Annotated in this window: 24 protein-coding genes; 6 read left to right on the top strand and 18 right to left on the bottom strand. The window is 54.4% G+C overall.

Annotated elements, in window-relative coordinates:
- The first annotated feature begins 13 nt into the window (after window positions 1-13).
- Window positions 14-1,603 carry a methyl-accepting chemotaxis protein gene (locus AC0LWN_RS30460; protein ID WP_474672004.1) on the top strand — a complete coding sequence of 530 codons (1,590 nt, stop codon included), beginning with the start codon at window positions 14-16 and terminating at the stop codon, window positions 1,601-1,603.
- 107 nt (window positions 1,604-1,710) lie between these two features.
- Here the strand turns inward: AC0LWN_RS30460 and AC0LWN_RS30455 are convergent, their stop codons facing one another.
- From AC0LWN_RS30455 to AC0LWN_RS30425, 7 genes are all read right to left on the bottom strand, one after another.
- A complete protein-coding gene (locus AC0LWN_RS30455) occupies window positions 1,711-2,175 on the bottom strand; it encodes a DUF420 domain-containing protein (protein WP_458967678.1) in 465 nt (154 codons plus the stop codon).
- Between the two features lie 2 nt (window positions 2,176-2,177).
- On the bottom strand, window positions 2,178-3,089 hold the full coding sequence (gene ctaG, locus AC0LWN_RS30450; RefSeq protein WP_474672002.1) for a cytochrome c oxidase assembly factor CtaG: 912 nt from the start codon (window positions 3,087-3,089) through the stop codon (window positions 2,178-2,180).
- 631 nt (window positions 3,090-3,720) lie between these two features.
- Complete coding sequence (locus AC0LWN_RS30445) at window positions 3,721-4,044, bottom strand: cytochrome C oxidase subunit IV family protein (protein WP_474672000.1); 324 nt, start codon at window positions 4,042-4,044, stop codon at window positions 3,721-3,723.
- A 2-nt stretch (window positions 4,045-4,046) separates the two neighbouring features.
- The gene (locus AC0LWN_RS30440; RefSeq protein ID WP_474671999.1) at window positions 4,047-4,670 is read right to left on the bottom strand and encodes a cytochrome (ubi)quinol oxidase subunit III; all 624 of its coding nucleotides are present in this window, start codon (window positions 4,668-4,670) and stop codon (window positions 4,047-4,049) included.
- A 6-nt stretch (window positions 4,671-4,676) separates the two neighbouring features.
- A complete protein-coding gene (gene ctaD, locus AC0LWN_RS30435) occupies window positions 4,677-6,515 on the bottom strand; it encodes a cytochrome c oxidase subunit I (protein WP_474672023.1) in 1,839 nt (612 codons plus the stop codon).
- Between the two features lie 116 nt (window positions 6,516-6,631).
- Window positions 6,632-7,678, bottom strand: a complete 1,047-nt coding sequence (gene coxB, locus AC0LWN_RS30430) for a cytochrome c oxidase subunit II (RefSeq protein WP_474671997.1) — start codon at window positions 7,676-7,678, stop codon at window positions 6,632-6,634.
- Between the two features lie 394 nt (window positions 7,679-8,072).
- Entirely contained in the window at window positions 8,073-8,261 is a 189-nt protein-coding gene (locus AC0LWN_RS30425; protein ID WP_019913840.1) for a hypothetical protein, read from the bottom strand.
- Between the two features lie 503 nt (window positions 8,262-8,764).
- On the opposite strand from AC0LWN_RS30425, the gene AC0LWN_RS30420 reads away from it, so the two are divergent.
- A complete protein-coding gene (locus AC0LWN_RS30420) occupies window positions 8,765-9,103 on the top strand; it encodes a DUF4870 domain-containing protein (RefSeq protein ID WP_458967673.1) in 339 nt (112 codons plus the stop codon).
- A gap of 119 nt (window positions 9,104-9,222) precedes the next feature.
- Window positions 9,223-10,164 carry a diacylglycerol/lipid kinase family protein gene (locus AC0LWN_RS30415; protein ID WP_474671995.1) on the top strand — a complete coding sequence of 314 codons (942 nt, stop codon included), beginning with the start codon at window positions 9,223-9,225 and terminating at the stop codon, window positions 10,162-10,164.
- A 69-nt stretch (window positions 10,165-10,233) separates the two neighbouring features.
- Here the strand turns inward: AC0LWN_RS30415 and AC0LWN_RS30410 are convergent, their stop codons facing one another.
- The 4 genes from AC0LWN_RS30410 to AC0LWN_RS30395 form a co-directional block, all read right to left on the bottom strand.
- Window positions 10,234-10,830 (bottom strand): xanthine phosphoribosyltransferase, encoded by a 597-nt coding sequence (locus AC0LWN_RS30410; protein ID WP_458967671.1) that lies wholly within the window; start codon window positions 10,828-10,830, stop codon window positions 10,234-10,236.
- Between the two features lie 48 nt (window positions 10,831-10,878).
- On the bottom strand, window positions 10,879-11,184 hold the full coding sequence (locus AC0LWN_RS30405) for a hypothetical protein (RefSeq protein ID WP_458967670.1): 306 nt from the start codon (window positions 11,182-11,184) through the stop codon (window positions 10,879-10,881).
- A 62-nt stretch (window positions 11,185-11,246) separates the two neighbouring features.
- On the bottom strand, window positions 11,247-12,080 hold the full coding sequence (locus tag AC0LWN_RS30400) for a TrmB family transcriptional regulator (RefSeq protein ID WP_474671992.1): 834 nt from the start codon (window positions 12,078-12,080) through the stop codon (window positions 11,247-11,249).
- A 35-nt stretch (window positions 12,081-12,115) separates the two neighbouring features.
- The gene (locus tag AC0LWN_RS30395) at window positions 12,116-12,895 is read right to left on the bottom strand and encodes a zinc ribbon domain-containing protein (protein ID WP_474671990.1); all 780 of its coding nucleotides are present in this window, start codon (window positions 12,893-12,895) and stop codon (window positions 12,116-12,118) included.
- Between the two features lie 300 nt (window positions 12,896-13,195).
- Between AC0LWN_RS30395 and AC0LWN_RS30390 the strand changes: the two genes are divergently transcribed.
- The gene (locus AC0LWN_RS30390) at window positions 13,196-13,912 is read left to right on the top strand and encodes a GTP pyrophosphokinase (RefSeq protein WP_474671988.1); all 717 of its coding nucleotides are present in this window, start codon (window positions 13,196-13,198) and stop codon (window positions 13,910-13,912) included.
- A 214-nt stretch (window positions 13,913-14,126) separates the two neighbouring features.
- Here the strand turns inward: AC0LWN_RS30390 and AC0LWN_RS30385 are convergent, their stop codons facing one another.
- Window positions 14,127-14,909: a hypothetical protein gene (locus AC0LWN_RS30385; protein ID WP_474671986.1), complete on the bottom strand. Its 783-nt coding sequence runs from the start codon at window positions 14,907-14,909 to the stop codon at window positions 14,127-14,129.
- A 33-nt stretch (window positions 14,910-14,942) separates the two neighbouring features.
- Window positions 14,943-18,032, bottom strand: coding sequence for a DEAD/DEAH box helicase (locus AC0LWN_RS30380; protein ID WP_474671984.1), 3,090 nt, complete (start codon window positions 18,030-18,032; stop codon window positions 14,943-14,945).
- Here AC0LWN_RS30380 and AC0LWN_RS30375 point away from each other — a divergent pair.
- Window positions 18,032-18,496 carry a hypothetical protein gene (locus tag AC0LWN_RS30375; RefSeq protein WP_474671982.1) on the top strand — a complete coding sequence of 155 codons (465 nt, stop codon included), beginning with the start codon at window positions 18,032-18,034 and terminating at the stop codon, window positions 18,494-18,496. The genes AC0LWN_RS30380 and AC0LWN_RS30375 overlap by 1 nt on opposite strands.
- A gap of 157 nt (window positions 18,497-18,653) precedes the next feature.
- Here AC0LWN_RS30375 and AC0LWN_RS30370 read toward each other — a convergent pair whose 3' ends face one another.
- The 5 genes from AC0LWN_RS30370 to AC0LWN_RS30350 all read right to left on the bottom strand — a co-directional run bounded on the left by AC0LWN_RS30370 (window position 18,654) and on the right by AC0LWN_RS30350 (window position 25,292).
- Window positions 18,654-21,104: a glycoside hydrolase family 31 protein gene (locus AC0LWN_RS30370; RefSeq protein WP_474671980.1), complete on the bottom strand. Its 2,451-nt coding sequence runs from the start codon at window positions 21,102-21,104 to the stop codon at window positions 18,654-18,656.
- Window positions 21,105-21,340: 236 nt separating this feature from the next.
- Window positions 21,341-21,721 carry a RidA family protein gene (locus AC0LWN_RS30365; RefSeq protein WP_074109933.1) on the bottom strand — a complete coding sequence of 127 codons (381 nt, stop codon included), beginning with the start codon at window positions 21,719-21,721 and terminating at the stop codon, window positions 21,341-21,343.
- A gap of 99 nt (window positions 21,722-21,820) precedes the next feature.
- Entirely contained in the window at window positions 21,821-22,486 is a 666-nt protein-coding gene (locus AC0LWN_RS30360; protein ID WP_474671978.1) for an oxidoreductase, read from the bottom strand.
- A gap of 17 nt (window positions 22,487-22,503) precedes the next feature.
- On the bottom strand, window positions 22,504-23,778 hold the full coding sequence (locus tag AC0LWN_RS30355; protein ID WP_474671976.1) for an MFS transporter: 1,275 nt from the start codon (window positions 23,776-23,778) through the stop codon (window positions 22,504-22,506).
- 95 nt (window positions 23,779-23,873) lie between these two features.
- Window positions 23,874-25,292, bottom strand: a complete 1,419-nt coding sequence (locus AC0LWN_RS30350; RefSeq protein WP_474671974.1) for an ATP-binding protein — start codon at window positions 25,290-25,292, stop codon at window positions 23,874-23,876.
- Window positions 25,293-25,795: 503 nt separating this feature from the next.
- Here AC0LWN_RS30350 and AC0LWN_RS30345 point away from each other — a divergent pair.
- Window positions 25,796-26,707: an FMN-binding protein gene (locus tag AC0LWN_RS30345; RefSeq protein ID WP_474671972.1), complete on the top strand. Its 912-nt coding sequence runs from the start codon at window positions 25,796-25,798 to the stop codon at window positions 26,705-26,707.
- Window positions 26,708-26,725 lie beyond the last annotated feature (18 nt).

Raw genomic sequence — 26,725 nt, 5'->3', positions numbered from 1 at the left:
GGAGGAAACAGGTATGAAATGGTTTTATAACTTGAAAACAAGCGTGAAATTAATCTCTTCCTTTCTGGTGGTCGCTGTTATCTTGGCATTTGTGGGCGTCTATGGACTGAGCAACCTCGGCTCGATAAACAACAGTCTGGACGACATGTACAAGAACAACTTGATTCCGGTCTCCTCACTTCAGGCGTCCCAGAACAGCTTCACCACTATGCGCGGAATTGCCCGGGATTTATATATTAGAGAATCTTTAGATGAACGGAAACAGCGCGTGGAGGACTATAAGGTTGAAAAACAAAATGTGCTGGATAATATTGCAGCTTTCCGTAAAACCAAACTCAGCCAGGACTCCATCAAAGCGATTGAACCGTTCGAAAGTGCCTGGAATGCATATTTGACTACATACGAGTCCATTGTCAGCTCAGCCCTTGCCGGGCGGGACGATGAGCTTCTGGGCAAGCTCCGCAGCAGCACACTGTCTGACCAGGCAGATGCTCTCAAGCAAATCATTAACAGCCTCATCAGCATCAACATCAAGGAAGCAGACCAGGCCAGAATAAACGGAGCCGACTTGTACAGCTCTTCACGGACGATTACCCTTTCGGTCATTATTATTGCTGTACTGCTATGTATTGTTTTGGGCATTGTCATTTCCAGAGTCATTTCGAGGCCGCTGGCCCGGGTAGTCCAGACCCTCGTTAAAGTAACGGATGGTGATCTGCGCAGCCAGGTGGATATTGATACCAAGGATGAAATAGGGATTCTGGCTTCCAAGGTGAACGAGATGGTGCTGAATCTCCGCAACACCGTAGGTGCAATCTTGTCGCATTCCCAAAGCCTGGCCGCATCCGCCCAGGAAATCTCCGCAAGCACGCAGGAGGTTGCCAGCGGCAGCGCAAGCACCGCGAACGATGCCGGCACGATCAGCGAGCTGTTCAAGGAACTATCCAGCGCGATTCACTCCGTAGCCCAGAACACGGAACAGGCTTCGTCCATCTCGGATGAGACCGTCCAGATTGCCGAGGAAGGCAACAATATCATTAGGGAATCTATGGAGAGCATGCAGTCGGTAAGTGACCAGATGTCCCGGCTGGAGGAGGACTCCCAAAAGGTCGGAGATATTATTGATGTCATCGAGGATATTGCCGACCAAACGAATCTGCTTGCACTGAACGCTGCCATCGAAGCGGCCAGAGCCGGAGAACAAGGACGCGGCTTCGCCGTCGTAGCCGATGAGGTGCGGAAGCTGGCCGAACGCAGCGGCGAGGCGACCAAGCAGATTACGGGCATCATCAAAGGCATGCAGGTGAACACACGCTACAGTGTGAATGCCGTACAGGAAAGTGCCGAATTGTCCCAGAAAACCGGAACCGCCTTCCACAAGATTGTCTCGATGGTGAATAATGCCGGCCAGAAGATTTCCGAGATTGCCGCAGCCAGTGAAGAACAAGCGGCACAGTCAACCAATGTCTTGGCCGCCGTTGAGAATATTTCCGCAACCACTGAGCAATCAGCCGCAAGCAGTGAGGAGACGGCTTCTTCTGCCCAATCCCTGGCCAATCTGGCCGAAGAGCTGCAGAACACTGTTGCCACCTTCCGTCTGTAAACCCCGGCGGGAATTAATCAGCGAGAAGAAAAGACCTGTGAGCCTGCATTCCCAAGCGGAATTGCAGAGCTCACAGGTCTTTTTCTTTTACAGCAACACTTATGCCATTATGCGCCTAGAATGACTTCCCACACTGGCTTTGTATGACCGCCCGGATAGAAAATGTACAGCAGCACATATACCGCCACCCCTGTAATGGCTGTAATGAACCAGATCACAGCGGTGATTCTGCCCCATTTCCGGTGCTTGGCGTACTCGGCCTTAAATCCGAGTATCAGCGTCGTAATCCCGAATACAGCCGCTACCGTCGCCAGCACGATATGGAAAATCAGAAAGATGTGATACAGCAGCGACAGATTCTCAGGACCGCCCCAGGATGTATTGCCCACGAACACTGTTCTTGACGCGTATACGATGAAGAACAGGATAGCAGCTACAGCAGCGGCAATCATCGTCTTCTTGTGCGCCTCGCGTTTGCCCTTAATAATTTGTCCCCAGCCGATAGCCACGAGTATCGCACTAATCACAATAAACGATGTGCTGATCGTTGGAAACACTGTAAAAATGTCCATGATTATCCTCCTCGGTGCTCTACCTGCCCGGAAGAAAGCGCGGAGTCCTCTGCGCCCTCTTGTCCGTTCTCTTTTTTATACCAATGATAGAACACAAAGACAAGCATCGAAGCAAAAATAAATTCCTGAATGAACTTCATGGCGATTCCGCCTACCTGCTGATCAACCTTGGGTGACAGCCAGCCAAAGAAAGCCGGACCGCCAAAAGCCTGCAGAAGCGCTGCGGGACTTCCCGATACACAATACCCCATCGCGCGCGCCCATGTGCCCGGATCACTATAGGTAGCATAGAGCGGCGCTCCCGCAAAAATAATCAGTCCGCATGCAGGCGTCAGCAGCACCATGTTCAGAAAGATATAACCCACCTGGCTGAGCCCGCTCAAGCTTCGCCTCTCCGGCAGCGGGTTGATCAGATTCCACCACATGAGCGCAGAGGTCAGGAACAGCACGCCATAATACAAGCGGTGCACCGTAAAATGCACCATAACATAGTCATGGACCACCGGAATATGGTACAGCGAGAACAGCCCGTTGAACAGCAGCGCCGCCAGTACAGGCTGGGCCAGAAAAGACAACCGACGCGGAAGTCTCCCCAGCAAAGCGCGCCAGCCCCAATCCGGAATACCCAGCATGATCAGCGGCACTGCCACCAGATAGGAGAAGGCCATGCTCACCATGTGAAAAGAAAACAAAATATGCCCCAGCAGGCTAAGCGGCCCGCCCTGAGCCAGATAGAGCGCCAGCATGCCGCAGGTGAACGAGAGCCGCCGCCACAGCGGGACCAGAGATGAACCGGGGAAACGTCTGGCGAGCGGCCCTATCAGCACAAAATACCCCGCTGCCAGCAGCAGCATTGCCGCCAGAAACAGCGGACTCCACAGCTCGGCAAAGCTAAAATAGGCTAATCCCGGCATGATTAAGGCCTCCTCGGGCGTGGTATGTTCGATGGGACAAGGCATGGGGCGCGCAGTTCCTGAGTGCTTCACAGAGCCGCGCTCTTCGGCTGGTGGCCGTTGCGAGGGCCGGGTGGGGCACCAGGCAGCCGATCTGCGGCCTCACGCAGTCCCCCCGCAGGTTCGCGAAACTACGGGTAGGCGCGGCCTGCTCCTAAGCCCTCAAGGCAAATGTGTTTCCCGTACAGCTAACGTGCGCTTCCCCTCTACCCTAGCTGAGTATGTCTGCCTGTTGCTCAATAGCAATGACGTCACAGCCTCCCGTTCCCCTCCGCGCTCCTCCCCACGATTGTTAAGTGGAATTAGTACCACTAATCCTCCTATAAACCCGCCGCTACGGCCGCTAAGTGGAATTTGTCCCACTAATTCAGAAGAAAACTCACTCAGCCGCTGTTTTCAGCAAAATTAAGTTTACTTTTTCCAACTAACATCCGTTTCGGCCCCAAATGCCGAGAATTAAGTTTACTTTTTCCAACTAATCCTCTCGCCCAGAGCGAAATAACCCCACAAAGTGGGGCTTTGGCTTCTATGTCCACCCGGATTCTTTGCAGGGGCCCCGGAATCATGTACTTTACAAGCACCGCCCCTCCCGCTAATCCCACCAGACCCAGTACAGCGCCATCACGATACAAGTGCCTGCGATAAAAAAGCCACCCAGCATAAACACAATCGGCAGCAGATGTCCCTTGTCCTTGAGGTGCATCCAGAAGCCCATCTGCAGAATGACCTGCAGCACAGCCATGACCAGCAGCAGGATTACGGCAAATGTCGCGTTAACCCCTCCGGCAGCTACAGCCGCGAAGGCAATCAGCGTGAGAACAACGGAGAAGATAAACACCACAACATGCCGCTGCGGACCTTCATGCCTGTGCCGGTGCTTCACCGCGCCGTCCGGGGAGTGCTGTTCCGTAGTCATGGTTAACCCACCTTTCCGAGCAGGTATACAACCGTAAAGATAAAGACCCACACCACATCAATAAAATGCCAATACATCGCGGACACATAGATTTTAGGCGCGGTAACTACCGTTAGCCCCTTGTGGGCCAACTGTCCGATCAGCACGGAAATCCAGAGGATGCCAAAGGCTACGTGAGCGCCGTGAAAGCCTACCAGTGTGTAGAACGCTGAGCTGAAGGCACTGGTCGTCATGCCGAACTCCTCATGCCTTACATACACGCTGAATTCATAGATTTCCAGTGCAAGAAAGCACAGGCCGAGAAATACCGTTACAAGCAGCCAGTTGCGCAGCAGCACCGGCTTGTGCCGGTGCATCGCCTGGATGGCGAACACACTGGTCAGGCTGCTAACCAGCAGGAGAAATGTTGCCGCGGCCACCAAGGGCAGGTGAAACAGCTCATTTGCTGACGGACCCTCGTTCGTCTGATTGCGCAGCGCCAGAAATGTGGCGAACAGTGTGCCGAACAGCACTGACTCCCCGCCAAGGAACAGCCAGAAGGCCAGCACCTTATTGCGCCCTTCCGGGGTCGCTTTTTCCGGTTCGAGAGGTAAAGTGTCTGAAGCTTCAGCATGTGCCGTTGTCATGTCCGCTCACCTTCCTTCCAGCTCTTCAGGCTCAATGTGCCAGCCGTGATCATCAACAAGCGAGCGTATCAGCATCGACCCGAAGGTAATCAGCAGCCCGATGGCCGTAACCAAATAGTTGTTAAACATGAAGCTCATGAAGCCGCTGCTAAAGTTGTCGCGGCTGAACATAAAGCCAAGTCCGGCAATAAAGATACCGAGCGACATCAGGAACGGCAGGATCGTCGCCGACGGCATATGAATGGGGCCGACCGGCTCGGACGGAATCATGGCAGTGTGGCCGGAGGTTTTTTCCTTCCAAAAGGCATCCAGCCCGCGCACCAGCGGCGTCTGCTTGAAATTATATTCCGGCGGCGGCGAGGAAATCGTCCACTCCAGGGTACGGCCGTCCTCCCAGGGGTCATCTCCCGCATCAGCGGGTTTTCTGGAAGTAAGGTAAATGTTAGTCAGGAATATAAGCATTCCCAGACCCATCAGTCCCGCCCCGACGGTACTGACCAGATTCAGCAGATCGAATTGCTGATTCGGCAAATACGTGAACACGCGCCGCTGCATCCCCATCAGTCCCAGGAAATGCTGCAGGAAGAAGGTGAGATGGAAGCCGATGATAAAGGTCCAGAACGTCCATTTGCCAAGGGTTTCACTCAGCATCCGACCGAACATCTTCGGCCACCAGTAGTGCAGACCCGCGAACAGGCCGGAGACCAGACCGCCGACAATAACATAGTGGAAATGCGCCACGACAAAATACGTATCATGGAACTGGAAATCCGCAGGAGCAGAAGCCAGCATCACCCCGGTAACCCCGCCCATAGTGAAGGTGGGAATGAAGCCGACAGCAAACAGGTTGGGAGTGGTGAACCGCACCTGCCCTCCCCACATGGTGAACAGCCAGTTGAAGATTTTGATTCCGGTCGGTACAGCAATAAGCATGGTAGAGACCGAGAACAATGCGTTCGCTACCGGACCAAGACCAGTGGTGAACATATGATGCGCCCAGACCATGAAGCCCAGAAAGGCGATCAGAATCGTAGCGAAGACCATCGAACTATAACCGAACAGCCGCTTGCGTGAAAAGGTTGGAATCACCTCGGAGATAATGCCGAAGGCCGGGAGGATAAGAATGTACACCTCGGGATGGCCGAAGATCCAGAAGATATGCTGCCAGAGCACCGAATTGCCGCCTGCCGATGTGTCGAAGAAATTAGCTCCAAGAATCCGGTCGAACGTAAGCAGCACAAGGCCTACTGTAATAGCGGGAAAAGCGAACAGGATAATAGCCGAGGTAATAAAGCTCGCCCAGACGAACATCGGCATACGCATATAGGACATGCCAGGGGCGCGCATTGTAATGATAGTTGCGAGGAAGTTAATGCCGCCGATCAAAGTCCCGAGGCCGGCAATTTGCAGCCCGATGGTGTAGAAGTCCACGCCATGCGTCCCGCTGTATTGAGTTGTGGACAACGGCGTGTAGGAGGTCCAGCCGGCATCGGGCGCACCGCCCATGATCCAGCTGAGATTCAGCAGCAGGCCACCGAACAGAAAGGTCCAGAAGCCGAGCGCATTCAGAAAAGGAAAAGCCACATCGCGCGCGCCGATCTGCAGCGGAATCACCGCGTTCATCAGCGCAAAGATTACAGGCATGACCCCCAGAAAAATCATGGTTGTGCCATGCATCGTGATCAGCTCATTAAACGTCTGGGCATTCAGAAAGGTATTCATCGGCTTGATCAGCTGGATACGGATCAGAATGGCCTCAAGCCCGCCGATGCCAAAAAAGAATCCTCCGGCCCACAGGTACAGAATTGCTATCTTTTTATGATCGACGGTGGTAATCCAGTCCATCAGCCCGGTATGCCGCTTCACGCTGTGACCATGCTTCAAGGGCTGGGAAGGAATCAGGGATTGCGCTGCTTGAGCCAAGGTTCGTACCCCCTTTTTCAATTATGCCGGCTGAATCTCTATTCCAGCGTGTAGCCAGCCAAATACTCGGCGATTCCGTCAATCTGTTCTTTGCTTAAGCCCAGCTCCTTGGGATTTGGCATCTTGTTGCCCGGTTTGACCTCCGCAGGATTATGCAGCCAGGTCTTGAGATTGTCGAGAACAGGCTCTCCGTCCACACCTGTATCATCGTTCAGCAGAATACCGGCCACCGACTCGCGGGAGCCAATTCCAGTCAGGTTGGGCGCAAGCGACAGATCCTTCTGATCCCCTACGGCATGGCAGCTCAGGCACTGGGCTTTGAACGTCTGGGCCAACGCGGGATCTTCCGGCAGAACAGCCGGAGCTTTCATGGAATCCACCCACTTCTGGAACGCCGCTTCACTGACCGATTTCACCTTGAACTCCATGAACCCGTGGGATGGGCCGCACAGCTCCGCGCATTTGCCACGGTAAACGCCTTCATTTGGCGCACTGAAGCTGAACCGGTTCGTCGTGCCATCGGGGTTGGTATCCATTTTGCCGGAGAGGGAAGGCACCCAGAAGGAATGCAGCACATCCTTCGTGCTCAGCTCAAAGGCGATATCCTTGCCTGCCGGGATCACCAGATCCTGCGCTGTCGTTATTCCGTAATCGGTATACTCAAATTCCCACCAGTATTGGTGTCCGGTCACTTTGACCTTTATCGCATTCTTGTCGCTGGCATGATCATTTCCGGCGGCAAATACGGCTCTGACCGTAGGAACCGCAAGAACAACTACGAGAATCAGCGGAATGACCGTCCAGAGCACCTCCAGCTTAAGGCTGCCTTCCACCTGCTCAGGCGGTTCACTCTGCTCCGGCCGGCGGCGGAAGCGGATCAGCACGTAGGCCGCAATGGAAAAGACGATCAGCAGCACAACGATCATGATCGTTATCGACAGCTTCATCAGATCGAACGAGCTCTGTGCAGCCGGTCCCTGCGGATGAAGCACAGACAGGTCCTCCCGCCCGCATCCGGCAAGAATGAGTCCAAGCGCTGCGGTCATGGGAAGAAGCCGCTTTCCAGCCTGCCACGTTTTCATCATTGATCTCCCCCGCTTTTTCCGATTTCGTAGATAAAAGCATTGTTCCGTCAATTATAATAATCACTACTAATATAAGTTTGAAGGGGTATTTTGTCAATCGTTCACAACAAATTCACAAATTGTTTTTTTGCATCATAAATGCTTGTCTTTACTGGGTTTAAGAACGCTTTCAAAAATACGAGAAATATATGTTATAATTGATAAAACGCATACATTTTCATTTATGTATAGAAATTCATTTGACTATTGCGAGAGTATCAAAACCCAAAAAAGCATACAAAAAAAACCGATTCCTGCAGCAGAAGCCGCCCGGGCACGGTTTATGAGAATCCTCATGGATGTGTTCACTCAAAATGATGTTGTTCAAAGCAAGCAGCGCATTCCTGTCTGTTAGCTAGGAGACAGATGAGTTCATTCTCACCAGCTCATGCTCCACGACCATGGTCAGCTCTTCTTCGTAGCCTCCCGTAATCCGGTACTTCCGGACGTACTCCTTCACAAATTTCTTGGGATCCTTGGGCCGGAAAATTCGTGTCATTTCCCGCAGACTTTCCTTGACTTCGTTATGACCTTTACTTGCCATGATCAGTTCCCTCCCAAAACATTGAAAATGAATGCTCCGTTGTAGAGAATGCATGATGAAAAGTCCGCCGTAACCTTGAAATGCAAGTGAAGAAACCATTACACATACGTGGCTTGCATTATCCGTCCAGACAGTCCTTCCGGTATTCCGGAAATCCGCCTTGCCGGTGAAGCAGGTTCGTCGTGATTTGGGCTGAGAATAAGGATGCCTTAAATATAGACACCTTAGACACTTTGGTTACCCGAAGAGCCACTTGCTGAATCACTCCTTTCGGGCCTTATCGCTATATTGTATCATATTCCAGTCCAAGTTCCACCTTTCCTTGTAAAATGTGCGAATGAGTTTTATTTTATTCATTTACCTTTCACTGCATGTTAGGCTGCAAGCATTTAGCTTCGAGCGTGCCTTTCGCCCACATACTTTGTACAGACCCTTCATAGGCTTGTAGTGAAGCGGGAAGACAAGAACCGCCTCTTCACCAATCCCAAGGAGCGTGAGCCAGATTGTCCCCTTTCAGATCATCCACCGGATTGCCCGATAATATCGCTGCGGCCATATGCTACTTTTTCCCCTTTATTGGAGGAATCATCTTCCTCGCTCTGGAGAAGCGCAGCCGCTTTGTGCTCTTTCATGCGCTGCAATCGCTGATTGCCTTCGGTGCGCTGACGATTTGCCACGTGCTGAGCGGGTTCATTCCGCTGCTGGGTCCGCTGGCCGCCGTCCTCATCTCTCTGTGCAGCTTCGCCGTGTGGCTGCTTATGATCTACCATGCGCTGGGCGGAAGATGGTATAAGCTGCCCTGGGTGGGGGACATCGCCGAGAACCAGCTCCGCCAGTTGTAGCCCCCTCCTGCAGCGATCCATTCAGCAAGCCTCTTGCTGTTAAAAAGATTCCCTTTTGCTCTTCCGCTTCGTACAATGGATTCAAGACATACAGGAATCTGCAGGCTGGAGGAACATCCATGTATCTATTCATCATAAATCCCCGTTCCGGCGGTGGCGCGGGACAGCGGACCTGGCATGCCGTGGAGCCCATGCTCCAGGCCCGCGCCACTCCTTACGAAGCGCTGTTCACGCAAAGCGCGGACAGCGCAGAGACCCAGGTCCTCCACGCGCTTGCACGCCGTGAGGACTGGCGCGCCGCCATCGTGATCGGCGGCGACGGCACGATCCACAGCGTGCTGGGCGCGCTGCGGATCAGAGGCGTGGCGCTGGCGGTGATCCCCGCCGGCTCCGGCAACGACACGGCCCGCGGGTTCGGCATCCCGCTGGCCACAGAGGCAGCGCTGGACGCCGCGCTGCAGAACCGCTGCCTGACAGCCGACCTGCTGTCAGGCGCGGATGGCTGGACGCTGACCGCCGTGGCCAGCGGCTTCGATGCCCAGGTGGCCGTTAATGTCAATAACGGCCCTTACAAACGGCTGTGCAACGCCCTCGGCGCCGGACAGCTTGCTTACCTCATCGGCATTCTGCATACGCTGATGACCTTCAAGCCCTGCCGCGTGAGCGTGACCTGCGACGGGAAAGAGCAGGCCTTCGAGAACGCGTGGCTTGTCTCGATCTGCAACCTGCCCAGCTACGGCGGCGGGCTGCTGATCTGCCCGCAGGCGAAGGCCGATGACGGCCTGCTCGACGTCTGCGTCGTGCACGGGATCAGCCGCTGGCAGCTGCTGCGGCTGTTCCCGACGGTCATGAAGGGCACGCACACCGCGCTGCCCTTCGTGACCATGCTGCGCGGACACAGCGTAGCTGTCCGCTTCGCGCAGCCGCGCCATGCCATCGGCGACGGCGAGAGCCTCGGCACGGCGCCGATGGCCGTGCGCTGCGAGCCTTGCGCGCTGCGCGTGCTCTCGCCGCTGGCCGGCGCGCAGGGCGCAGCCGATCCCTGCTCCGCCAGCGGCTAGGTCCGCTCCACAAACAAACGAACCTTCCTCCACGGCAGCGTGGCAGAAAGGTTCGCCTGTGTTATTTCTCTATTCGGAGCGCTGCTCCCCATCATCTTCGGCAAAGGTGACTGCACCTCCGTCGAGCGAAGCGATGCGGACCAGGGACTCCACGCGGTAGCCGGCTTCCTTAAGCAGACGGCTGCCCGGCTGGAAGGATTTCTCGATCACGATGCCGATCCCGGCCACAGTGCCGCCTGCCTGCTCCACGATCCGGGCCAGGCCGAAGGCGGCCTCGCCGTTCGCAAGGAAATCATCGACAATCAGCACACGTTCTCCGGGAGCAATGAACCTTTTGGAAACGGTGATTTCATTGCTTTCTTTTTTCGTAAATGAGTAGACCTTCTCCACGTAGATGTCTTCCGTCAGGGTCAGCGATTTCCGCTTGCGGGCGAAAATCAGCGGCACCGCAAGCTCCAGCGCGGTCATGATCCCGGGGGCGATCCCGGAGGATTCGATGGTGAGCACCTTCGTCACTTCTTCCCCGGCGAAACGGCGGGTGAACTCGCGGCCCACCTCGCGCATCAGGAAAGGGTCCATCTGGTGATTCAGAAAAGAATCCACCTTGAGCACACCCTGACCGAGAACAATGCCTTCATCCAGAACCTTTTGTCTGAGCAGCTTCATCCGTGCTCACTCCTTCTCTTCTGAAATGGACCCTGGCCCGGCTTTGATTTACAGTCCTGTTGGCTTCTGCGGCAGCAGGTTGCCGACAATTGACTTCAGATTGTGATCCTCTGTGCTGTTCTCTTTCCCGGTGTCGAAGCCCGTAATACGGATCTGCGAATACTTTTCACCCGGATTCACAGGCTTGAAGATCAGCTTCTCGCGGTCATCCAGCCGCACATCGAACTTCATGTCCTTGAACATGCTGATTAGCTCTTGTTCTCCGGGGGACTGATCCTCATCCAGAAACAGCAGGCCACGCAAATTCTTGACGCCTTCCGGATGCTCCACTTCAAAATGAACGATACATTCCATTTCTTCACCTCCCTGGCTTAATATTAGCTTCAGGCTACGGAGTGTTCCGCATGTTTATACACTTATTCTTGCTCTTCCGCTATTTCATCTGTTTGCTCCCGGCTATCCTGGTCATGCAGCACATATTTGCTGAAAATGCGGCTGTAGCGCTCACCGTACCACTTCGCAAGCTCAGGTCCCATGTCCTCCTCCAATTCGAAGAGCACCATTTCCTGTGCAAAGTGGTTCAGCAGCAGCTCCACAAGCACCGGATGCTCAGTGATGACCGCCTGCGCGGTGCCATCCTCATAACGCATGCCCAGCATGCACCAGGCCCGGTCGATGACAAAAGAAAACTTCCGTCCTCCGCTTCTGGGCGGCTTCCCGCCAAGCGGCGGCCATGCCGGATATGGAGCCGGAGCCGCGTTGCCGCCGTCAAAGGCCCACAGCAGCTTCACCCCGCGCTTCTCTGCTTGCGCAAGCTCGCTGCGCAGCAGTGAGGCTTCCTCCCGCCAAACATCGACTACTATTTCCTGCCCGGCCAGATTAAGCTGGCGAATCAGCGCCCCCAGCACATTGCGGTCGCCCTCCACATTGTAGAAGGACGGGCTGACCGGTCCGCCGCGCGGCATTTCACTCTCCATATATGCCAGCGAAGCCTGCACCCGGCCGGAAATCATTGTCGCCAGCTCCTCCGGGTCCAGCACGCTGTAGCGCGCCGGCTCCCCTTCACCGCATCTTACATATCCTTGCTGAGTCAAGCGCTGAAGCGCCGCATATACGTTAGATCTCGATACTCCGAGCTGTTTTGCCACTTCGTAGCCCGAAGCCTGGCCTTTGGTGGCCAGCTCGACCATGATTTTGGATTCCATCTCCGTGAAACCCAAATTGCGCAGATGCAGCAGCAACTGTTCCATCTATGTTGTCCCCCTAAGCTGACTGTAACTCCTGTCTAAATTTGCTCCGAGCCGCAGCGCGGGCACCACATCGAGCCCTTGGGCAGATCGGCCCGGCAGATCTGGCATTTCACAAGCTCGCGCACGCTGCCTCCCTCGCTGACCGCCGCCTCTTCCTCCGGCTCGGCAGCTCTCCAATCACGAATCCGGCGGTCCAGCTCAAGCTGTCTCTCGCGTTCGCGTTCCAGCTCATCGGCCTCGCGGCGTCCGCGTTCCTCCTCCTGGGCCGTTCCGAACTGCTCCGGGGGCAGCTCCTCCTTCACAGGCGGCTTCTCCGTGTATGATGCACGTTGAACGTGGCGCATTGCCAATTCCTTCTCGGCTTCTGTCAGTTCTTCCTCGCCGTAGTATTCATCCTCTTCCTCTTCATGTTTATGAACGATATGTACGTTCACTGCCGCCGCTTCTTTTCTCAGCGAGGGAGCCGGCTCCAGCTTGCGTCCGCAGTGCGGGCAGAAATTGGCTCCCAGGGTGACCACCTGCCCGCAGGCGCAGAGCTGTTCATTCTTCAGTTCGGCAATCCGTGCGCGCAGCCCGTCAATCTGTTCCTGAAGCTTGAAGCAGCCCCGTGAGAGCTCCACCATTTTGCCTTCGGCCACAGACATATCCCTGGAACGGTAGCCTTCATAGAAAAGCTTCCCCATCTTCATAAATTCAACTTCCATCTCGCGTTCAATATCGGAAATATGTCCGTTCAGCTTGCCGATTTCCACCGAGCTTTGCGCTTTTTCACTCACCCGGCTGGCACTGTCTTTGATGCGTTGCAATATATTCATTGTAGTTCCTCCTTCTCCAGAGTGAGAACAGGGCTGATCCGCAGCCCAAGTAATAGTTTGAGTTGCCCCTAAACGCTCCTTGCAGAAGCGTAAAACGTGCTTCTATCATACCAAAAGTCTCGATCAGATTCATTAATACATACTTTATGTGTGCTAATACGCTGCCACTCCTAAAATGTTTCTGTAAAATTAACTTGGACAAGCGGGAAGTCCCAGACTAATTTTGCTTCCAGGGCGGCACATGGGGTAAAATAAAGAAGCAATCAGTCACATATAACGACGAAAACCGGGAGAGTCTCAGTGGAAGAAAATGATAGTACACAAGTTACGCTGAATCAGTTGCAGGTACATGTCAAGGATTTGCAAAAATGGCAGATGGGCGAGGATTTCGCCAAACAGGGTGAAGATTTCAAAGCACTGCCGGCGCTCTACCGCCATGCTCTGAATGAGCTTGAGAATAAGATAGATATTATTAAGACAGAGTGGCAGGTTCGCGACGGCTTCAGTCCGATTGAGCATGTCAAGTCACGCATCAAGGAACCCAAGAGCATTCTGCAAAAGATGGAGCGCAAGGGCCATGAGTTCACCATAGAGAATATGGAGCAGCACATTCATGATATCGCAGGCATGCGTATCGTCTGTGCTTTTGTGAAGGATATTTACCGTCTGGTCGATCATCTGTGCGTACGCGAAGACATCCGGGTACTGGAGATCAAGGACTATATCGCCAACCCCAAGCCTAACGGCTATCAAAGTCTGCATGTTATTGTAGCCATTCCGCTAGTGCTGCTCGAAGGAACCCGCTGGGTGAAGGCGGAGATTCAGCTACGTACACTTGCAATGGATTTCTGGGCCAGCATGGAGCATATTCTCTATTATAAATTCGACAAACAACTGCCGCCGCATGTTGCCGAAGAATTGAAGGAAGCCGCCCGCGCCGCCGATGAGCTGGATCAGAAGATGCTCCGCCTGCGCCGTGAAATTCTGGAGCTGACCGAAGGACCCGCCAAGGAATAATCGCTTCAAAAGGTCTTATAACGTCTAAAAGGGCAGTATATGAACATTGGTTAGCCCGTTCATATGCTGCCCTTCATACTACATGCGCTCACTCACCGTGAGAACTATTTCGCGCCCAGGAGCATAGCAAGCAAGAGAAGTTGCTAAAATGGCTGAGCAGCGGTCTGCTTCCCCCAAAAAAGCCGCAGCCCCCATTCAGCTTTACTCTTTCACTTTACAGCTTGCTCAAACCAGCAGCCCGGCTGGCAGCCGCCTCAGCTACACGCCGCATGATGAGCGTCAGCCCTTCAGTGGCTCCCGGTGTCTGAGGCAGCAGGGCCGGCCAATTCTCCGCAGGCTCCGCTACCACCGGGGACACCGGGAACGGCCGGGCAGCGATCTCATGAAACAGCGGCCCCGGCTGGTGAAGCGAGCCTTCGGCGGCGGCCTCCGCCAGCCATTCTCCCGCGGACACCGCAGGTCCCTTGCGCTCCAGGCGGGCCAGCTCTGCCGCCAGCGCACCGCTGGCCGGTTTGCCTGCACCAGCCTCCGGGGCCTCTTCTTCGGCCCACAGGCCAAATACTCCGGCCAGCAGCTCCTCTTTGTCCAGGCCGCGCAGCGACAATGCCAGCAGCGGCTCTTCGGATAGCTGCTGCTTGATCAGCTCCTGCAGCTCTGCCCGGGTTGCTGTTCCCTCTCCCTGCTCATAGACCGCAGCTTCCAGCTCCGCCGCAACAGGCAGCAGCCCTAACCCCGAAAGCCTGTCAGGCAGCCTGCCTTGCAGCAGCTCGTATAGCTCTCCCGGATGTGCAGCAAGCTCCTGCAGCACCTTATTCTTCCGCTCAGCCGGCCATAGCGGAACTTCCAGAGTGAGAGCATACGCTGCTTCGCTGTCCCGGGCAGCAGCGCCCGCCGTCTGCCTGGCCTGCATTTCCGCAGACCGTCCCGCTCCCTGAAACCCCTTAGCCCGCAGCCTTCCGGGCAGAATCTCCAGCCACAGCTTAAGTGGTCCGCTCATTGTTCGCTCCTCCTTTGTACTGGTCATTTCCGGCTACATCCAGTCCTGGCCCTGCAGCTCAACCAGCTCCTGCAGCTCATGATTGGACATTTCGGTCAGCCAGTGCTCACCGGAGCCAACGACCTGCTCCGACAGACTTTTTTTGCGTTCAATCAGTTCATCAATCCGCTCTTCCAGCGTTCCTTGGCAGATCAGCTTATGCACCTGCACATTTCTGTGCTGGCCGATACGAAAAGCCCGGTCGGTCGCCTGATTCTCCACCGCCGGATTCCACCAGCGGTCATAGTGCAGCACATGGTTGGCCCGGGTGAGATTCAGGCCCACGCCCCCGGCCTTCAGCGAAAGCACGAAGAAGGAAGCGCCCTCCCCTTCCTGAAAAGCATGCACCATCTCGTCACGCTCCCGCTTGGAAACTCCGCCGTGCAGGAACAGCGGCGCTTTGCCGTACCTTCTTGCCAGCCGGCTGACCAGCAGCTCGCCCATCGCCACATACTGGGTAAAAATGAGTGCAGATTCCCCAAGCTCGTTGATGCTGTCCAGCAGCTCGAACATCACTTCCATTTTGCCGGACTGCTCAGTGCGCAGACTTCGCCCTTCATCCTTGCGGAACAACTGGGGATGATCGCAAATCTGCTTCAGCTTGGTCAGGGAGGACAAGACCAGTCCCCGGCGGGCCATGCCCGACCGCTCACCGATCACGCCGAGCATTTCATTAACCACACCCTGATACAGCGCTGCCTGCGTTTCAGTCAGCGTGCAATACGATTTCAGCTCCAGCTTCTCGGGAAGATCCTTGGAGATGTCCGGGTCGCTCTTCAGCCGCCGCAGCAGGAAAGGCGAAACAAGCCGATGCAGCTCCCGCAGCCGCTCTCCGCCCTCCCCGGAGACATAACGCTGGCGGAAAGAATGATACGTCCCCAGATACCCCGGGTTCAGGAAATGAAAAATCGACCAAAGCTCACCCAGTCTGTTCTCCACCGGGGTGCCCGTCATGGCAATGCGGTTCGGCGCCGTCAGCTTCATCACGCTCTGCGCCTGCTTGGTGCGGTGATTCTTGATGTACTGCGCCTCATCCAGCACGACGGTTGACCAGCGAACACTCGCCAGATCCTCACTGTCTCTGCCTGCCAGGTGATAGGTGGTCAATACGATCTCATGGCTGGCGGCAAGCTCGGCGAAGCCTGCTCCGCGCACCCGCCGCCCTCCGTGATGGATGTGCAGGCTAAGCGAAGGTGCGAAGCGCTGCAGCTCCCGCTGCCAGTTCCCCAGAAGCGAGGTCGGGCAGAGAATCAGCACCGGCTCGCGCTTCTCATCAGGCGGGGCATTCAGGGCGCGGTCCAGCAGGCAGGTAATCACCTGCACGGTTTTACCCAGCCCCATATCATCGGCCAGACAGACGCCGAACCCCAGCCCGCTCAGCGAAGCCAGCCATTGATACCCGCGCTCCTGATAGGGTCTCAGCGTCCCATGCAGAGCATCCGGCACCGGACGCAGCGGGAGGTTCCGCAGCACATCGCCTTCCATAAGCGATGCGAGCAGGCCGGAGGTTTCCATCCCGGTGACCGACATCCCTTTCCACAGACGCTCGTCGCCATCTTCGGCCTCAAGCCTCATCCAATCCGCCGCCGTCATTTCTCCGCTTTCATTCCGTTTCATATATCTGAGCACCTGGCGGATTTCCTTGGGATCAATCTCAATCCATTCCCCGCGGAACCGTACAAAGGGCACGCCAGCTTCCACCAAAGCGCTTAGTTCCTCTTCACTGATGTCCGAATCTCCCAGCGATGCCTCGATGCGGAAGGAGATCAACTGCTCCAGGCCAAGCGCTGCCTGGGCAGGACCGTCTATCCCGCCGGCGGGCGGCTGCATCTTCATCTTCATGCCGACCCGCCGCCGGCCATCGCGGCTCCAGCGTGAAGGCATCTGCACCGTGATTCCCCGTTCGCGCAGCGGCTGCACGCTCTCCTTCAGGAAGAAATAGAGCCGCTCCGGCGCAAGCTCTACACCGCTGGGAGCCGGTACGGTGAGCGCGCGCTGGATATCCGGCGATATTCTGCCTGCCCGGCCCAGTGCGGCAAGCAACTGCTGCTGGATGTTGCGGTAGCGCTTGCCCCAGAGCGTGAATTCCCGTTCCCGGCTGCTCCAGATTGCCGCTGCCGGAAGCCAGAATTCCCCCTCCTCGCGGCTCTCCACCCAGAAGGATAGCCGCCACTCTTCACTCTCGTCCGCCGGCGGCTCCAGACGCAGGCCAAGACCGAGCTGGCCGCTGCGCGCCTCCTCCGTCTCCGTATGCGGCACTTCATTGCCCGCTGTCCCGTTCACTGCGCTCAGAAGCTCCGCCACCTCTGCGGGAGTCCCCTGAACCGGGATATCGCGGCTGCCCGTGAGCAGGCTGTTCCACCACAGCTCCGTAAGCGGTGAATAACCGCGCCGGTAATTCGCCTTATACGGCGCGAGCTTCCCCTCATTCTCCGCCACGACCCGCTTGATCTCCGCAGTCAATACCGCCTGCAGAAAAGAATACAGCACATAAGCGCCGGCATCCTCGCGTGAGGACAAATCACCTTCCTCGGCCACATGAGCACCCAGCGCAAGCACCGGCATGGATGCCGCCATCTGCAGGAACAGCTCTTTATCCGCCTCTTGCCGAAAAGCCGGGGACCAGACGGCAGCGGCTGCCTGCTCGCCTCCGCGCCGGCGCGAGCCTGCCTTCCGCGGCGGCAGGGCTCCGGGCACAATGCCGCCCGTGCCCATCAGCTCCAGCGCGAAACGGGCCGCTGCCGCCCAATAGCGCAGCTCCCCGCCCGGCTCAAGTCCCTGGCTGCGGCAAAGCTGCTCATCCCAGCCGAGCAGCATTTCGAACGCATCCTTCGGCGACAGGGCCAGCCCTTCAAGCGTGCGTCCCGGCACGCCCCGCCGCGTCGCCTTTCCTTCTACAGAGGCGGCGACCGGATATTTCACTTCCGTAAGCCGCAGCGCAGCACCTGCAAAAGGACGCCAGCCGCTCCGAAGCTCCAGCCGCTTGACTACACGCGTCCATGCATCCACCTTCGGCTCTGAAGTTTCACCGGAGAAGCAGAACAACACGTCCCCTAACCATATAGCATACAGATGCTTAATCATTGATGATCTCCCATAACGTTTTTTTCTTCATCCCTTCATCTTATACGAAAAAGCCCATATTTAAAAACCTTTCTGCAATTTTTCTGCAGATGATCTGCAAAAAAGCGACAAATGCAGGATTCCGCACAAAGCGCCGGGCAGCACAAAACAACGGCATTTCTGCCGTTGTTTCCACGCAAACCGCCCGCCGAGGCCTCAACAACGGCAGTTCTGCCGTTATTCCCGCCCATACCCCCCGGCGTCCTCTCAACAACGGCATTTCTGCCGTTATTCCCGCCCATACCCCCCGGCGGCCTCTCAACAACGGCAGTTCTGCCGTTATTCCCGCCCATCCCCCCCGGCGTCCTCTCAACAACGGCACTTCTGCCGTTATTTCCACACAAACTCCCCGGGGACCTCTCAACAACGGCACTTCTGCCGTTATTCCCGCGCAAGCTCCCGGCCACGCCCCCAAAGCCTCCTAACAGGAAACAGACCACCCCTTCGTGGTGGCCCTTCACTCTAGAACACATCAAGCTCTCCCGCAAGTGCAATATGAAGCTGTTCCCTCTGCTGCCTCTCTCCACATGAATCCGAAGTCTGCATTTCCAAGCATCGGCTGCAACTGCTGCCAATCTCCTGCTACAGCCCCGCCGCATAAATCTGCAGCTCCCCGCCTTCCGGAGCATCGGCCACCTGAATAATAACCGCCCCATTTCTGCCGTTATAGGCCCAGCCGGGGCACCCTTTTTCAAGCTGCTCCTGGCTAATCTCGGTAAGCCCCTCCACGGCAGCAGCCGTAAAAAACGGATAACAGAGAGTGAACCGCAGCGATTCTCTGCGCGGAACGTATTCACGCACGGTATAGGACCAGCTCAGCCGCAATCTGCCCTCTTCCCCGGCGGCCTGCACACTGATTTCCGCATAATGCCCTTTCTTGTAGCTGAAGCTGTGTCCATCATCCTCATAGAGGGTGCAAGCAGCAGAGAACCCGCTTCGCGCCTCCGCTCCGTACAGATGAAATATTAACGTTTCTTCCGTATCCTCTAATGCATACTGCTTCAGAGGGCCTTCGGCGACGAAAGTCCCCGCCTTGACATACATCGGCATAATCCGCAGCGGTGCAGCGGCCAGAATGTAGCGTCCGCCCTCATGCACCTCTCCGTCCCAGTAATCAATCCAGCGTCCCTCCGGCAAATACACGCAGCGGTGGTCCGTATCGGGGCGGTAGACGGGGGCGATCAGCACATTTTCCCCCAGCAGGAACTGGTCGCACAGATTGGTCACATGCGGGTCGCGCGGGTATTCCAGAACAAGCGGGCGGATCACAGGCAAGCCGCTCATCTCCGCTTCATGGAACAGGTTGTATAAATGCGGCATCCAGCGGTAGCGCAGGCCGATGAATTCCCGCAGAATCCCCTCCACCTCTTCCCCGAACGACCACGGCTCCTGGCGCAGCGTGCCAATGGAGGAATGATTGCGGCAATACGGGAAAAATACGCCCATTTGCGTCCAGCGCACCAGCAGCTGCGCGGAGGTATGGTGGGCGAACCCACCGATATCAGGCCCGGAGAAGGCCAGTCCCGACAAGCCCATGTTCAGCACCATCGGCATCGCCATCGCCATATGCTCCCAGAAGCTGCGGTTGTCCCCCGTCCACACTGCGGCATAACGCTGGATGCCGGCATATCCGGCCCGGGTCAGCACAAAAGGACGCTCGCCGCCCATATGCCCCATCATCCCCTCATACGTGGCCTTCGACATCATCATCCCGTACAGATTGTGATACTCTTCATGCGTTAGAAGCCGCCCGTTCCCCGAATGCATCACATCGAGATCCATGGTCTTCGACTCATTGAATACGGCTGGCTCGTTCATATCATTCCAGATGCCCTGAATGCCAAGATCCGTATAGTACTTGTGCAGATCTCCCCACCATTCGGCAGTCCGGCTGTCGCTGAAATCCGGGAATGCACTGGTGCCCGGCCACACCTCGCCAAAGAAAATATCGCCCTCCAGACGGCGGCAAAAATGCTTTCCCAGCACCCCCTGCTTATATACCTCAAATTGGGGGTCCTTTTTAACGCCAGGGTCTACAATCGGCACAATCCGCACACCCAGCTCGCCAAGCTCGGCAATCATTTTGTCAGGCTCAGGAAAATTGACCGGATCAAAAGTGAACACCCGGTACTCATCCATATAGTGGATGTCCAGATAAATAACATCGCAGGGAATTTTTTTCTCCCGGAATGTCCGTGCAAGCTCCAACACCTCCTGCTGATTCATATAGCTGTAGCGCGACTGGTGATAGCCGATGGCCCACTTGGGCGGAAGCGCAATCCGTCCGGTCAGCGAGGTGTATTTTTTGACTACATCCTTCATGTCAGGCCCGTTGATGAAATAGATATCATAAGCCATGGTAGAGCAGCCGATGGTAAACGCAACCCCATGCGAGCGCATATCAAAATCACTCCGGCCCGGATTATCCAGAAACAAGCCATACGACAGGCCGCCGTGCATATGAATCAGCAGTGGTATCGACTCATAGAGCGCTTCGATTTCCGGCAGATGGGGTGCAAATACGTCCGTATTCCAGTTCGTATAACGCTCCCCGCGTTTATCCAGGAAGCTCGCTTTCTCTCCAAGTCCGTAAAAATGCGAATCCGGCTGCATATCATATTCAGCATGGCTCGCGCCGCGCGGATTCGAGCTCATCAGATTCTGCTGCATGATGATCGTGCCGTCCAATTTCTCCACCCGGAGCAGAAACGTGGTTTTCTCAATAATCAGCCGGATGACACCGGTCGTAAAGATCAACCGATTCTCAGTTTCCTCCACCGGAAACAAATGCGGAATGCAGCTTTCCGCCAGCACCGCTTCCGTCGTCGTCAAATCAGGCGCCCGGTCCCGAAACACCTTCATCCGAAACATATCATCGCTCAAAAAAACAAAAACAATCCCCCCGCGCTCCCCGCGGCAAATATAGCTATTCTCCGAGCATTCCCAGGAAACCAGGCTGCCGGTTGTGCTCCAGGTCTCCTTCATCACGAGCGGACCTATTTTCTCGGGGCGTATCGCCTCACTGCTCTCCATTGCTCGCTTTCCCCCTTCGTCTGTTGCGGCCTGCTAATACTTACATTTTGCCCAGAGAGCCCGGAGTGCTATCCGCAAAATACCCCCACAAAGTGGAGCTTCCGCTTCGATGCCGATTCAGGTACTTTGCGGGGCCCCGAGCCACAAAAAAAAGGCTGCCCTGAGCTATGCAATAGCCGGACAACCTTCTTGTTCCACAGTTTATTCACTTCACAGCACTCCGCAGAATAAAGGGCTTATTTCTTGCGTGCCACCGCTTCAATCTCTACAAGTCCGTCTTTGGGCAGACGAGCAACCTCAACAGCGCTGCGGGCAGGATAAGGTTCGGTAAAGAAAGTGCTGTACACCTCGTTTACTGCCGCGAAATCGTTCATATCCTTCAGATAGACCGTCGTCTTCACAACATGCTCAAGGGATGCTCCAGCCTCTTCAAGGATTGCTTTCACATTGCTAAGCGATTGGCGCGCCTGCTCCTCCACACCCTCAGCCAGTGCTCCTGTCTCCGGGTTCAGTCCCAGTTGACCTGAAGTATATACCCAGTTCCCGGCGATGATCGCCTGGCTGTAGGGGCCGATGGCTCCGGGTGCTTTTGCGGTTGCTACCTGTTTTTTACTCATAATCTGTTCCTCCTGTTTTGCTGTACACATTCCTTTATGTACATATGATTTATGTCTCAATTGTACGTCCTGAGCTCCGTGTAACGCAAACCTGTGCCATCAGCTTCTTCCAATCACATGGATAACGTCATTGGTGTAGACATGCACACCACGGGTTTCAGCCAGAGCAATGTTCATCATGGCTCTAGCCACTGTAGCACCGGGAACCGCCCGGTACTTGGCCGCTTTGCCGATCATGGCGAAATCCAGCGCCTTCATCAGCACTGAAGCCGCCTGTTCGCCCATCCTGTGCTCCTCACGTTCGCCAAGCAGCAGGGAGGGGCGGAACAGATGCAGTCCCTGAAAGCCGGAAGCCATCAGCCCCTCCTCCACCTTACCTTTAGTCCGGGAGTAGAAGTTACGTGATTTGGCGCTGGCTCCCATAGAAGAGACTGCCAGAAACTGCTTCACACCACAGGCTTTGGCCAGCTCGGCAGCGGCAAGCGGATATTCCAGATCGACGCGCTCGAATTGCGCCTGTGTGCCGGCTTTCTTGATCGTTGTCCCGAGACAGCAAAAGACGGCCGAGACTCCTGCAAACTGCTCCTTATTTTGCCCAAGCTGCTCCCAATCAATGATAATTTCCTTCAGCTTGGGATGCTGGAGCTTCAGCGGACGGCGGACCAGCACACGAACCTCATCCCACGCCCCTTCATTCAGCAGATCCTCCGTCAGCGCACGGCCTATCAGGCCTGTTGCCCCTAGAACTACGGCGATTCTAGTCATTGACCTGTCTCCTTTTATTAGTCGTCCCTGAGAATTCGGCGGCCCAGCAGCAGCGCCAAGGCAAGCATAAGTACCCCAACGACAAGCTGCATGCCATACACCTGTGTCCAGTGCGGCCACTCTTTAATCCATTCGTAGATTTTCCCGCCGATAAGCGGGCCGAAAAATGCCGCAAGCCCCGTCAGCGCCGCATACATCGCCATGTACATCGGGCGTTCCTTCTTCGGCGTATCTCCAATAATGAAATTGAAGGCCAACTGGTTAAAGCCCCCAACCCCCATGCCAAAAATAATATGAGCGGCAAACAGAACCGGCAGCATCGGCAGCACGGAGAGCAATCCCCAGAAAAGCGAGGATAAGGCGATGATCGGCAGCGTCCAGAGCAGCAGTCTTTTATTGCTGTATCTCGCGTTCAGATTGCCCCACACATAGAAGCTTAACATCATAAAGATTGTCTGGGACACGTTCAGCAGAGATAACGTCTCATAATTGATGTGCAGGAGCTGCAGCATGACATAAGAGTACAGCGGTACGCTCAAGTTCTGCAGCAGCAGCCAGGCCGACAGAAACAGCGTAGACTTCATAAACAGCTTGTCGTGAAGCGGTTTCTTAAGCATTGGCAGAAAATCCTTCTCGTCCGATTTCTCAAAGGGCACATCCGGATAGAAGAAGAATACGGCAACATTCGATAAAGCGAAAATCCATACTACAATATACAGAATCAAAAACCCGTGTCCCCCGGGATAACGGTCAAGCACAACGCCGCCGCCATACATGACCAAAGATCCCAGAGCATTCAGGAGTGTATTGCGGATTCCAAAATAACGGCCTCTCACCCGCGCGGGAACCAGGTCGCTGATCACTGAGTTCCACAGCATACCACCCGCCGTATTGACAATAAAAGCAATCGTATACAAAACGATAAATGCGGTGACCCAGTACTCTTTCGGGAAAATAAACGGTATCAGCCCGGTGGAGCTCCACAGCACCCTGTGCAGGCCGATAAACGTTACCATAGCCCATTTACGGCTAGGCAGCTTCTGGATCAGAAAAGCTACGCCAATTTGCGCTACATTAACCAGAGTGGTAAGCGCGAGTACAAAACCGATCTGGCTGGAGCTGGCTCCTAAATACAGCAGAAAGCCGGTCAGAAACTGCCCTTGAAGCAGCACCTGAAATATCGTTGACGGGATCCCCTCAAACGTTGCAATCTCCAGATTCTTACGATGTACCGAGGCTTTGCGGACGGCCTTGGGACGGGCAACGCGCTGCCTGTTTCTTATGATGTTCATAGGGGTATAAGATCTCCTTTGATGCGGCTTTGGCTTCATTCTACCCGACAGCAGTCTCCTGTCAATACGCCAAAATCACAAATAAAATTGGAGCTTCACACCGCCTCATGACCGGATGCCTGCAGGGGTAAATATAGTGAAAACAGGCTTCCCTGATCCTCCCCGCTGGATAAAGTAATAAATCCGCCAAGCAGCTTGGCCAGATCATTGCTGATGGACAGACCAAGCCCCGTCCCGCCGTACTTGCGGCTGATGGTGCTGTCCGCCTGCTGAAAGGACTCAAAGATCACCGCATGCTTCTCGGCGGCAATTCCGATGCCGCTATCCTGCACGTCAAAAACAATCCAGCGCTGCAGAACCTCGGCTTCTTTACGCTCTGCAGTGCGCACATTTAATGAAACAAACCCGTTCATAGTAAATTTAAAGGCATTGGAGAGCAAATTGCGGAGAATTTGCTGCACCCGCTGAGGATCGGAATGAATGATCTCAGGCACATTGTCCTCCAGCGCAATGCTGAAATCCAGCCCCTTCTGTTTGGCTACCACATTGAACTGCTGTGCCAGCAGATCAGGTATCTCGCTGACACTCAGCTCCTCATGAACCACATCCAGCTTGCCTGCCTCCACCTTGGACAGATCGAGAATATCATTAATCAGCGACAGCAGATCGCTGCCCGAACGGTGGATTATGCCTCCATACTCTGTGGTTTCCTCGCTGCTCAGGCCATCATTTTCTTCAATAATCTGGGATAAGTTAATAATGCTGTTCAGCGGCGTTCTCAGCTCATGCGACATATTGGCCAGGAACTCTGATTTGAAATGGGACGCCAGCATAAGCTGCTTCGCCCGCTCCTCAAGTGCGATCTTATTCTTATGCAGCTCCTCCGCCTGTGCGGACAGCAGCTCATTCGCCCTGACAACCTGTCCGTTACGCTGCAGGTCCAGTTGAAAATCACGGATAATAAGCGCAAACAATATGCTGAGAATCACCCCTGACGGGAGAGTCGTCGGCAGAATCTTCATTATGTAAGCCTGATCAGGTATCACGCCAAACACAAGGATATTCACCGCGTTCATCAAATTCACAACCAGAATGACAACGAGCCCTTTGCTTACTACCGAAGCAGGCGAGCGGCGCATCCATAAGCTGAGTCCGGCGCATACAAAGCCCAGAATTGATAAATTAAGCACTCCGGCAACAGCCGCTTCGTTGATCCCGAAGGTAAGCCGGGTCAGCCCTGTGCCGACTCCGATCAATATAAGAATAAAAGGCTGAGAGAGCGCTAGAGTGGAGATAATTAGCGGCACAAAACGCAAATCAAAGATTACATGCTCGTCCAGCCTGTATCCGAAACAAGAACTTATCCATCCGCCGAAGATTGCCAGCAGCACCCAGCTCGCCTTTTTTACCGGTGCAGGTGCATACGTAAGAGTATATTTGTATATTAAATTCGCCAGATAAGCGACAGTTATAAGTAAGGCAGAATTCATAAGAAAAATCTTCAGATATTCCATAGCATTCCTCCGATAAAGATTACAAAATTGTAACACTCATTATTCATAGTATCATAACAGTAGAATGAATTCATGGAATCACAGTCCTATTTGCTATATATCGGAAATAGGACTAATCGGCATTATGCGAACTGATTTCATAAGGACAAAGTCATTTTTTGTCACATAATAGTCTTCTAAATATCTTCTAAATATATATCCAAATATTTTAAAATTTGATATAATTCAAGTGTTAATAAAATTCTTCATGGATAAGTGATTATTTTCACATGACTATTGTCCCACTTGTGCTAGAATGCCATCGAAGAAGAAACGGATTTATTAAATTTTTTCTTATCACTGGCCGATATATGTCATGTAGCTGCTACAAAAAGGGTCTTTAGTCGGATTCAAAAGTGATATATGTCATTTATAAAGTGATTTTTATCACTTCCAATTACTATTAAAATGTTTTACATTTTAATATATATATTTTAAACTATTTTTTTGGAGGTCAACCTAAAATGAAAAAAGCTTCTGTAATCTTGTCGAGCGCTCTGGTACTCGGTACGTTGCTCGCTGGATGCGGCAACAACAATTCTAACAATGCTGCTGCAACCAATGCCCCTGCTGAATCCGCAGCACCTGCCGCAACTACTGCACCTGCAAGCAACTCCGGCACTGCTGAAGCAGGCAAGTATCAAGACGGAACATATTACGGCACAGCTCCTGCTGATGAAAAAACCGGCTGGGAATCCTTCGTGATCCTGACTGTTGAAGGCGGAAAAATCACTAAAGCGGATTGGGATGCTTTCAACGTTAAAAGCGCTGGCGACCTGAAGAAAAAAGTTTCTGAAGACGGTAAATACGGTCTGGTATCCAAAGGTGGCGGCCAAGCCGAATGGCATGAGCAAGCTGCTAAAGCTGAAGCCTTTTTGGTTGAAAAACAAGATCCTGCAGCAGTTGTAGTAAATGGCGAAGGCAAAACTGATGCCATCTCCGGTGTTTCCGTAGGCGTTAGTGATTTCGTTACTGCAACTCAAGCCGCTCTGGCAGCAGGCCCTGTACAAGCTGGTCCTTACAAGGATGGCGGATACACTGCTGAAGGCGAAATGGACAAAGAATCCGGCTGGAAATCCACTGTTGCTCTGACTGTTGCGGGCGGTAATATCGTAGCTGCTAACTTCAGCGGCGTGAATGCTGCCGGCGACGACAAGAAACAATACTCCATAGATGGCAAATACGGCATGAAAGCCGGCGGAGCTTCTGCTGAATGGCACGAAGAAATCGCACTTGCCGAGAAATACTTCCTTGACAACAAAGGTGCCGCTCCAACTCTGGATAAAGAAGGTAAAACTGACGCTATTTCCGGCGTATCCATCCACGTTGGCGAATACTTTTCACTGGCAGAAAAAGCCCTCGAAGGCGCGAAATAACATTCGCTATCCTTTTGC

Source organism: Paenibacillus sp. sgz302115, from assembly GCF_056120445.1.
The sequence above is the reverse complement of the archived record's forward strand: the minus strand, read 5'-3'. Positions and strand labels throughout refer to the sequence as shown.

What these genes read in the sequence shown, in the direction of transcription:
- AC0LWN_RS30460 (WP_474672004.1), top strand. Translation starts at nt 14, where the DNA reads ATGAAATGGTTTTATAACTTGAAAACAAGCGTGAAATTAATCTCTTCC.
- AC0LWN_RS30455 (WP_458967678.1), bottom strand. Translation starts at nt 2,175, where the DNA reads ATGGACATTTTTACAGTGTTTCCAACGATCAGCACATCGTTTATTGTG.
- ctaG (WP_474672002.1), bottom strand. Translation starts at nt 3,089, where the DNA reads ATGCCGGGATTAGCCTATTTTAGCTTTGCCGAGCTGTGGAGTCCGCTG.
- AC0LWN_RS30445 (WP_474672000.1), bottom strand. Translation starts at nt 4,044, where the DNA reads ATGACTACGGAACAGCACTCCCCGGACGGCGCGGTGAAGCACCGGCAC.
- AC0LWN_RS30440 (WP_474671999.1), bottom strand. Translation starts at nt 4,670, where the DNA reads ATGACAACGGCACATGCTGAAGCTTCAGACACTTTACCTCTCGAACCG.
- ctaD (WP_474672023.1), bottom strand. Translation starts at nt 6,515, where the DNA reads ATGGACTGGATTACCACCGTCGATCATAAAAAGATAGCAATTCTGTAC.
- coxB (WP_474671997.1), bottom strand. Translation starts at nt 7,678, where the DNA reads ATGATGAAAACGTGGCAGGCTGGAAAGCGGCTTCTTCCCATGACCGCA.
- AC0LWN_RS30425 (WP_019913840.1), bottom strand. Translation starts at nt 8,261, where the DNA reads ATGGCAAGTAAAGGTCATAACGAAGTCAAGGAAAGTCTGCGGGAAATG.
- AC0LWN_RS30415 (WP_474671995.1), top strand. Translation starts at nt 9,223, where the DNA reads ATGTATCTATTCATCATAAATCCCCGTTCCGGCGGTGGCGCGGGACAG.
- AC0LWN_RS30410 (WP_458967671.1), bottom strand. Translation starts at nt 10,830, where the DNA reads ATGAAGCTGCTCAGACAAAAGGTTCTGGATGAAGGCATTGTTCTCGGT.
- AC0LWN_RS30405 (WP_458967670.1), bottom strand. Translation starts at nt 11,184, where the DNA reads ATGGAATGTATCGTTCATTTTGAAGTGGAGCATCCGGAAGGCGTCAAG.
- AC0LWN_RS30400 (WP_474671992.1), bottom strand. Translation starts at nt 12,080, where the DNA reads ATGGAACAGTTGCTGCTGCATCTGCGCAATTTGGGTTTCACGGAGATG.
- AC0LWN_RS30395 (WP_474671990.1), bottom strand. Translation starts at nt 12,895, where the DNA reads ATGAATATATTGCAACGCATCAAAGACAGTGCCAGCCGGGTGAGTGAA.
- AC0LWN_RS30385 (WP_474671986.1), bottom strand. Translation starts at nt 14,909, where the DNA reads ATGAGCGGACCACTTAAGCTGTGGCTGGAGATTCTGCCCGGAAGGCTG.
- AC0LWN_RS30380 (WP_474671984.1), bottom strand. Translation starts at nt 18,032, where the DNA reads ATGATTAAGCATCTGTATGCTATATGGTTAGGGGACGTGTTGTTCTGC.
- AC0LWN_RS30370 (WP_474671980.1), bottom strand. Translation starts at nt 21,104, where the DNA reads ATGGAGAGCAGTGAGGCGATACGCCCCGAGAAAATAGGTCCGCTCGTG.
- AC0LWN_RS30365 (WP_074109933.1), bottom strand. Translation starts at nt 21,721, where the DNA reads ATGAGTAAAAAACAGGTAGCAACCGCAAAAGCACCCGGAGCCATCGGC.
- AC0LWN_RS30360 (WP_474671978.1), bottom strand. Translation starts at nt 22,486, where the DNA reads ATGACTAGAATCGCCGTAGTTCTAGGGGCAACAGGCCTGATAGGCCGT.
- AC0LWN_RS30355 (WP_474671976.1), bottom strand. Translation starts at nt 23,778, where the DNA reads ATGAACATCATAAGAAACAGGCAGCGCGTTGCCCGTCCCAAGGCCGTC.
- AC0LWN_RS30350 (WP_474671974.1), bottom strand. Translation starts at nt 25,292, where the DNA reads ATGGAATATCTGAAGATTTTTCTTATGAATTCTGCCTTACTTATAACT.
- AC0LWN_RS30345 (WP_474671972.1), top strand. Translation starts at nt 25,796, where the DNA reads ATGAAAAAAGCTTCTGTAATCTTGTCGAGCGCTCTGGTACTCGGTACG.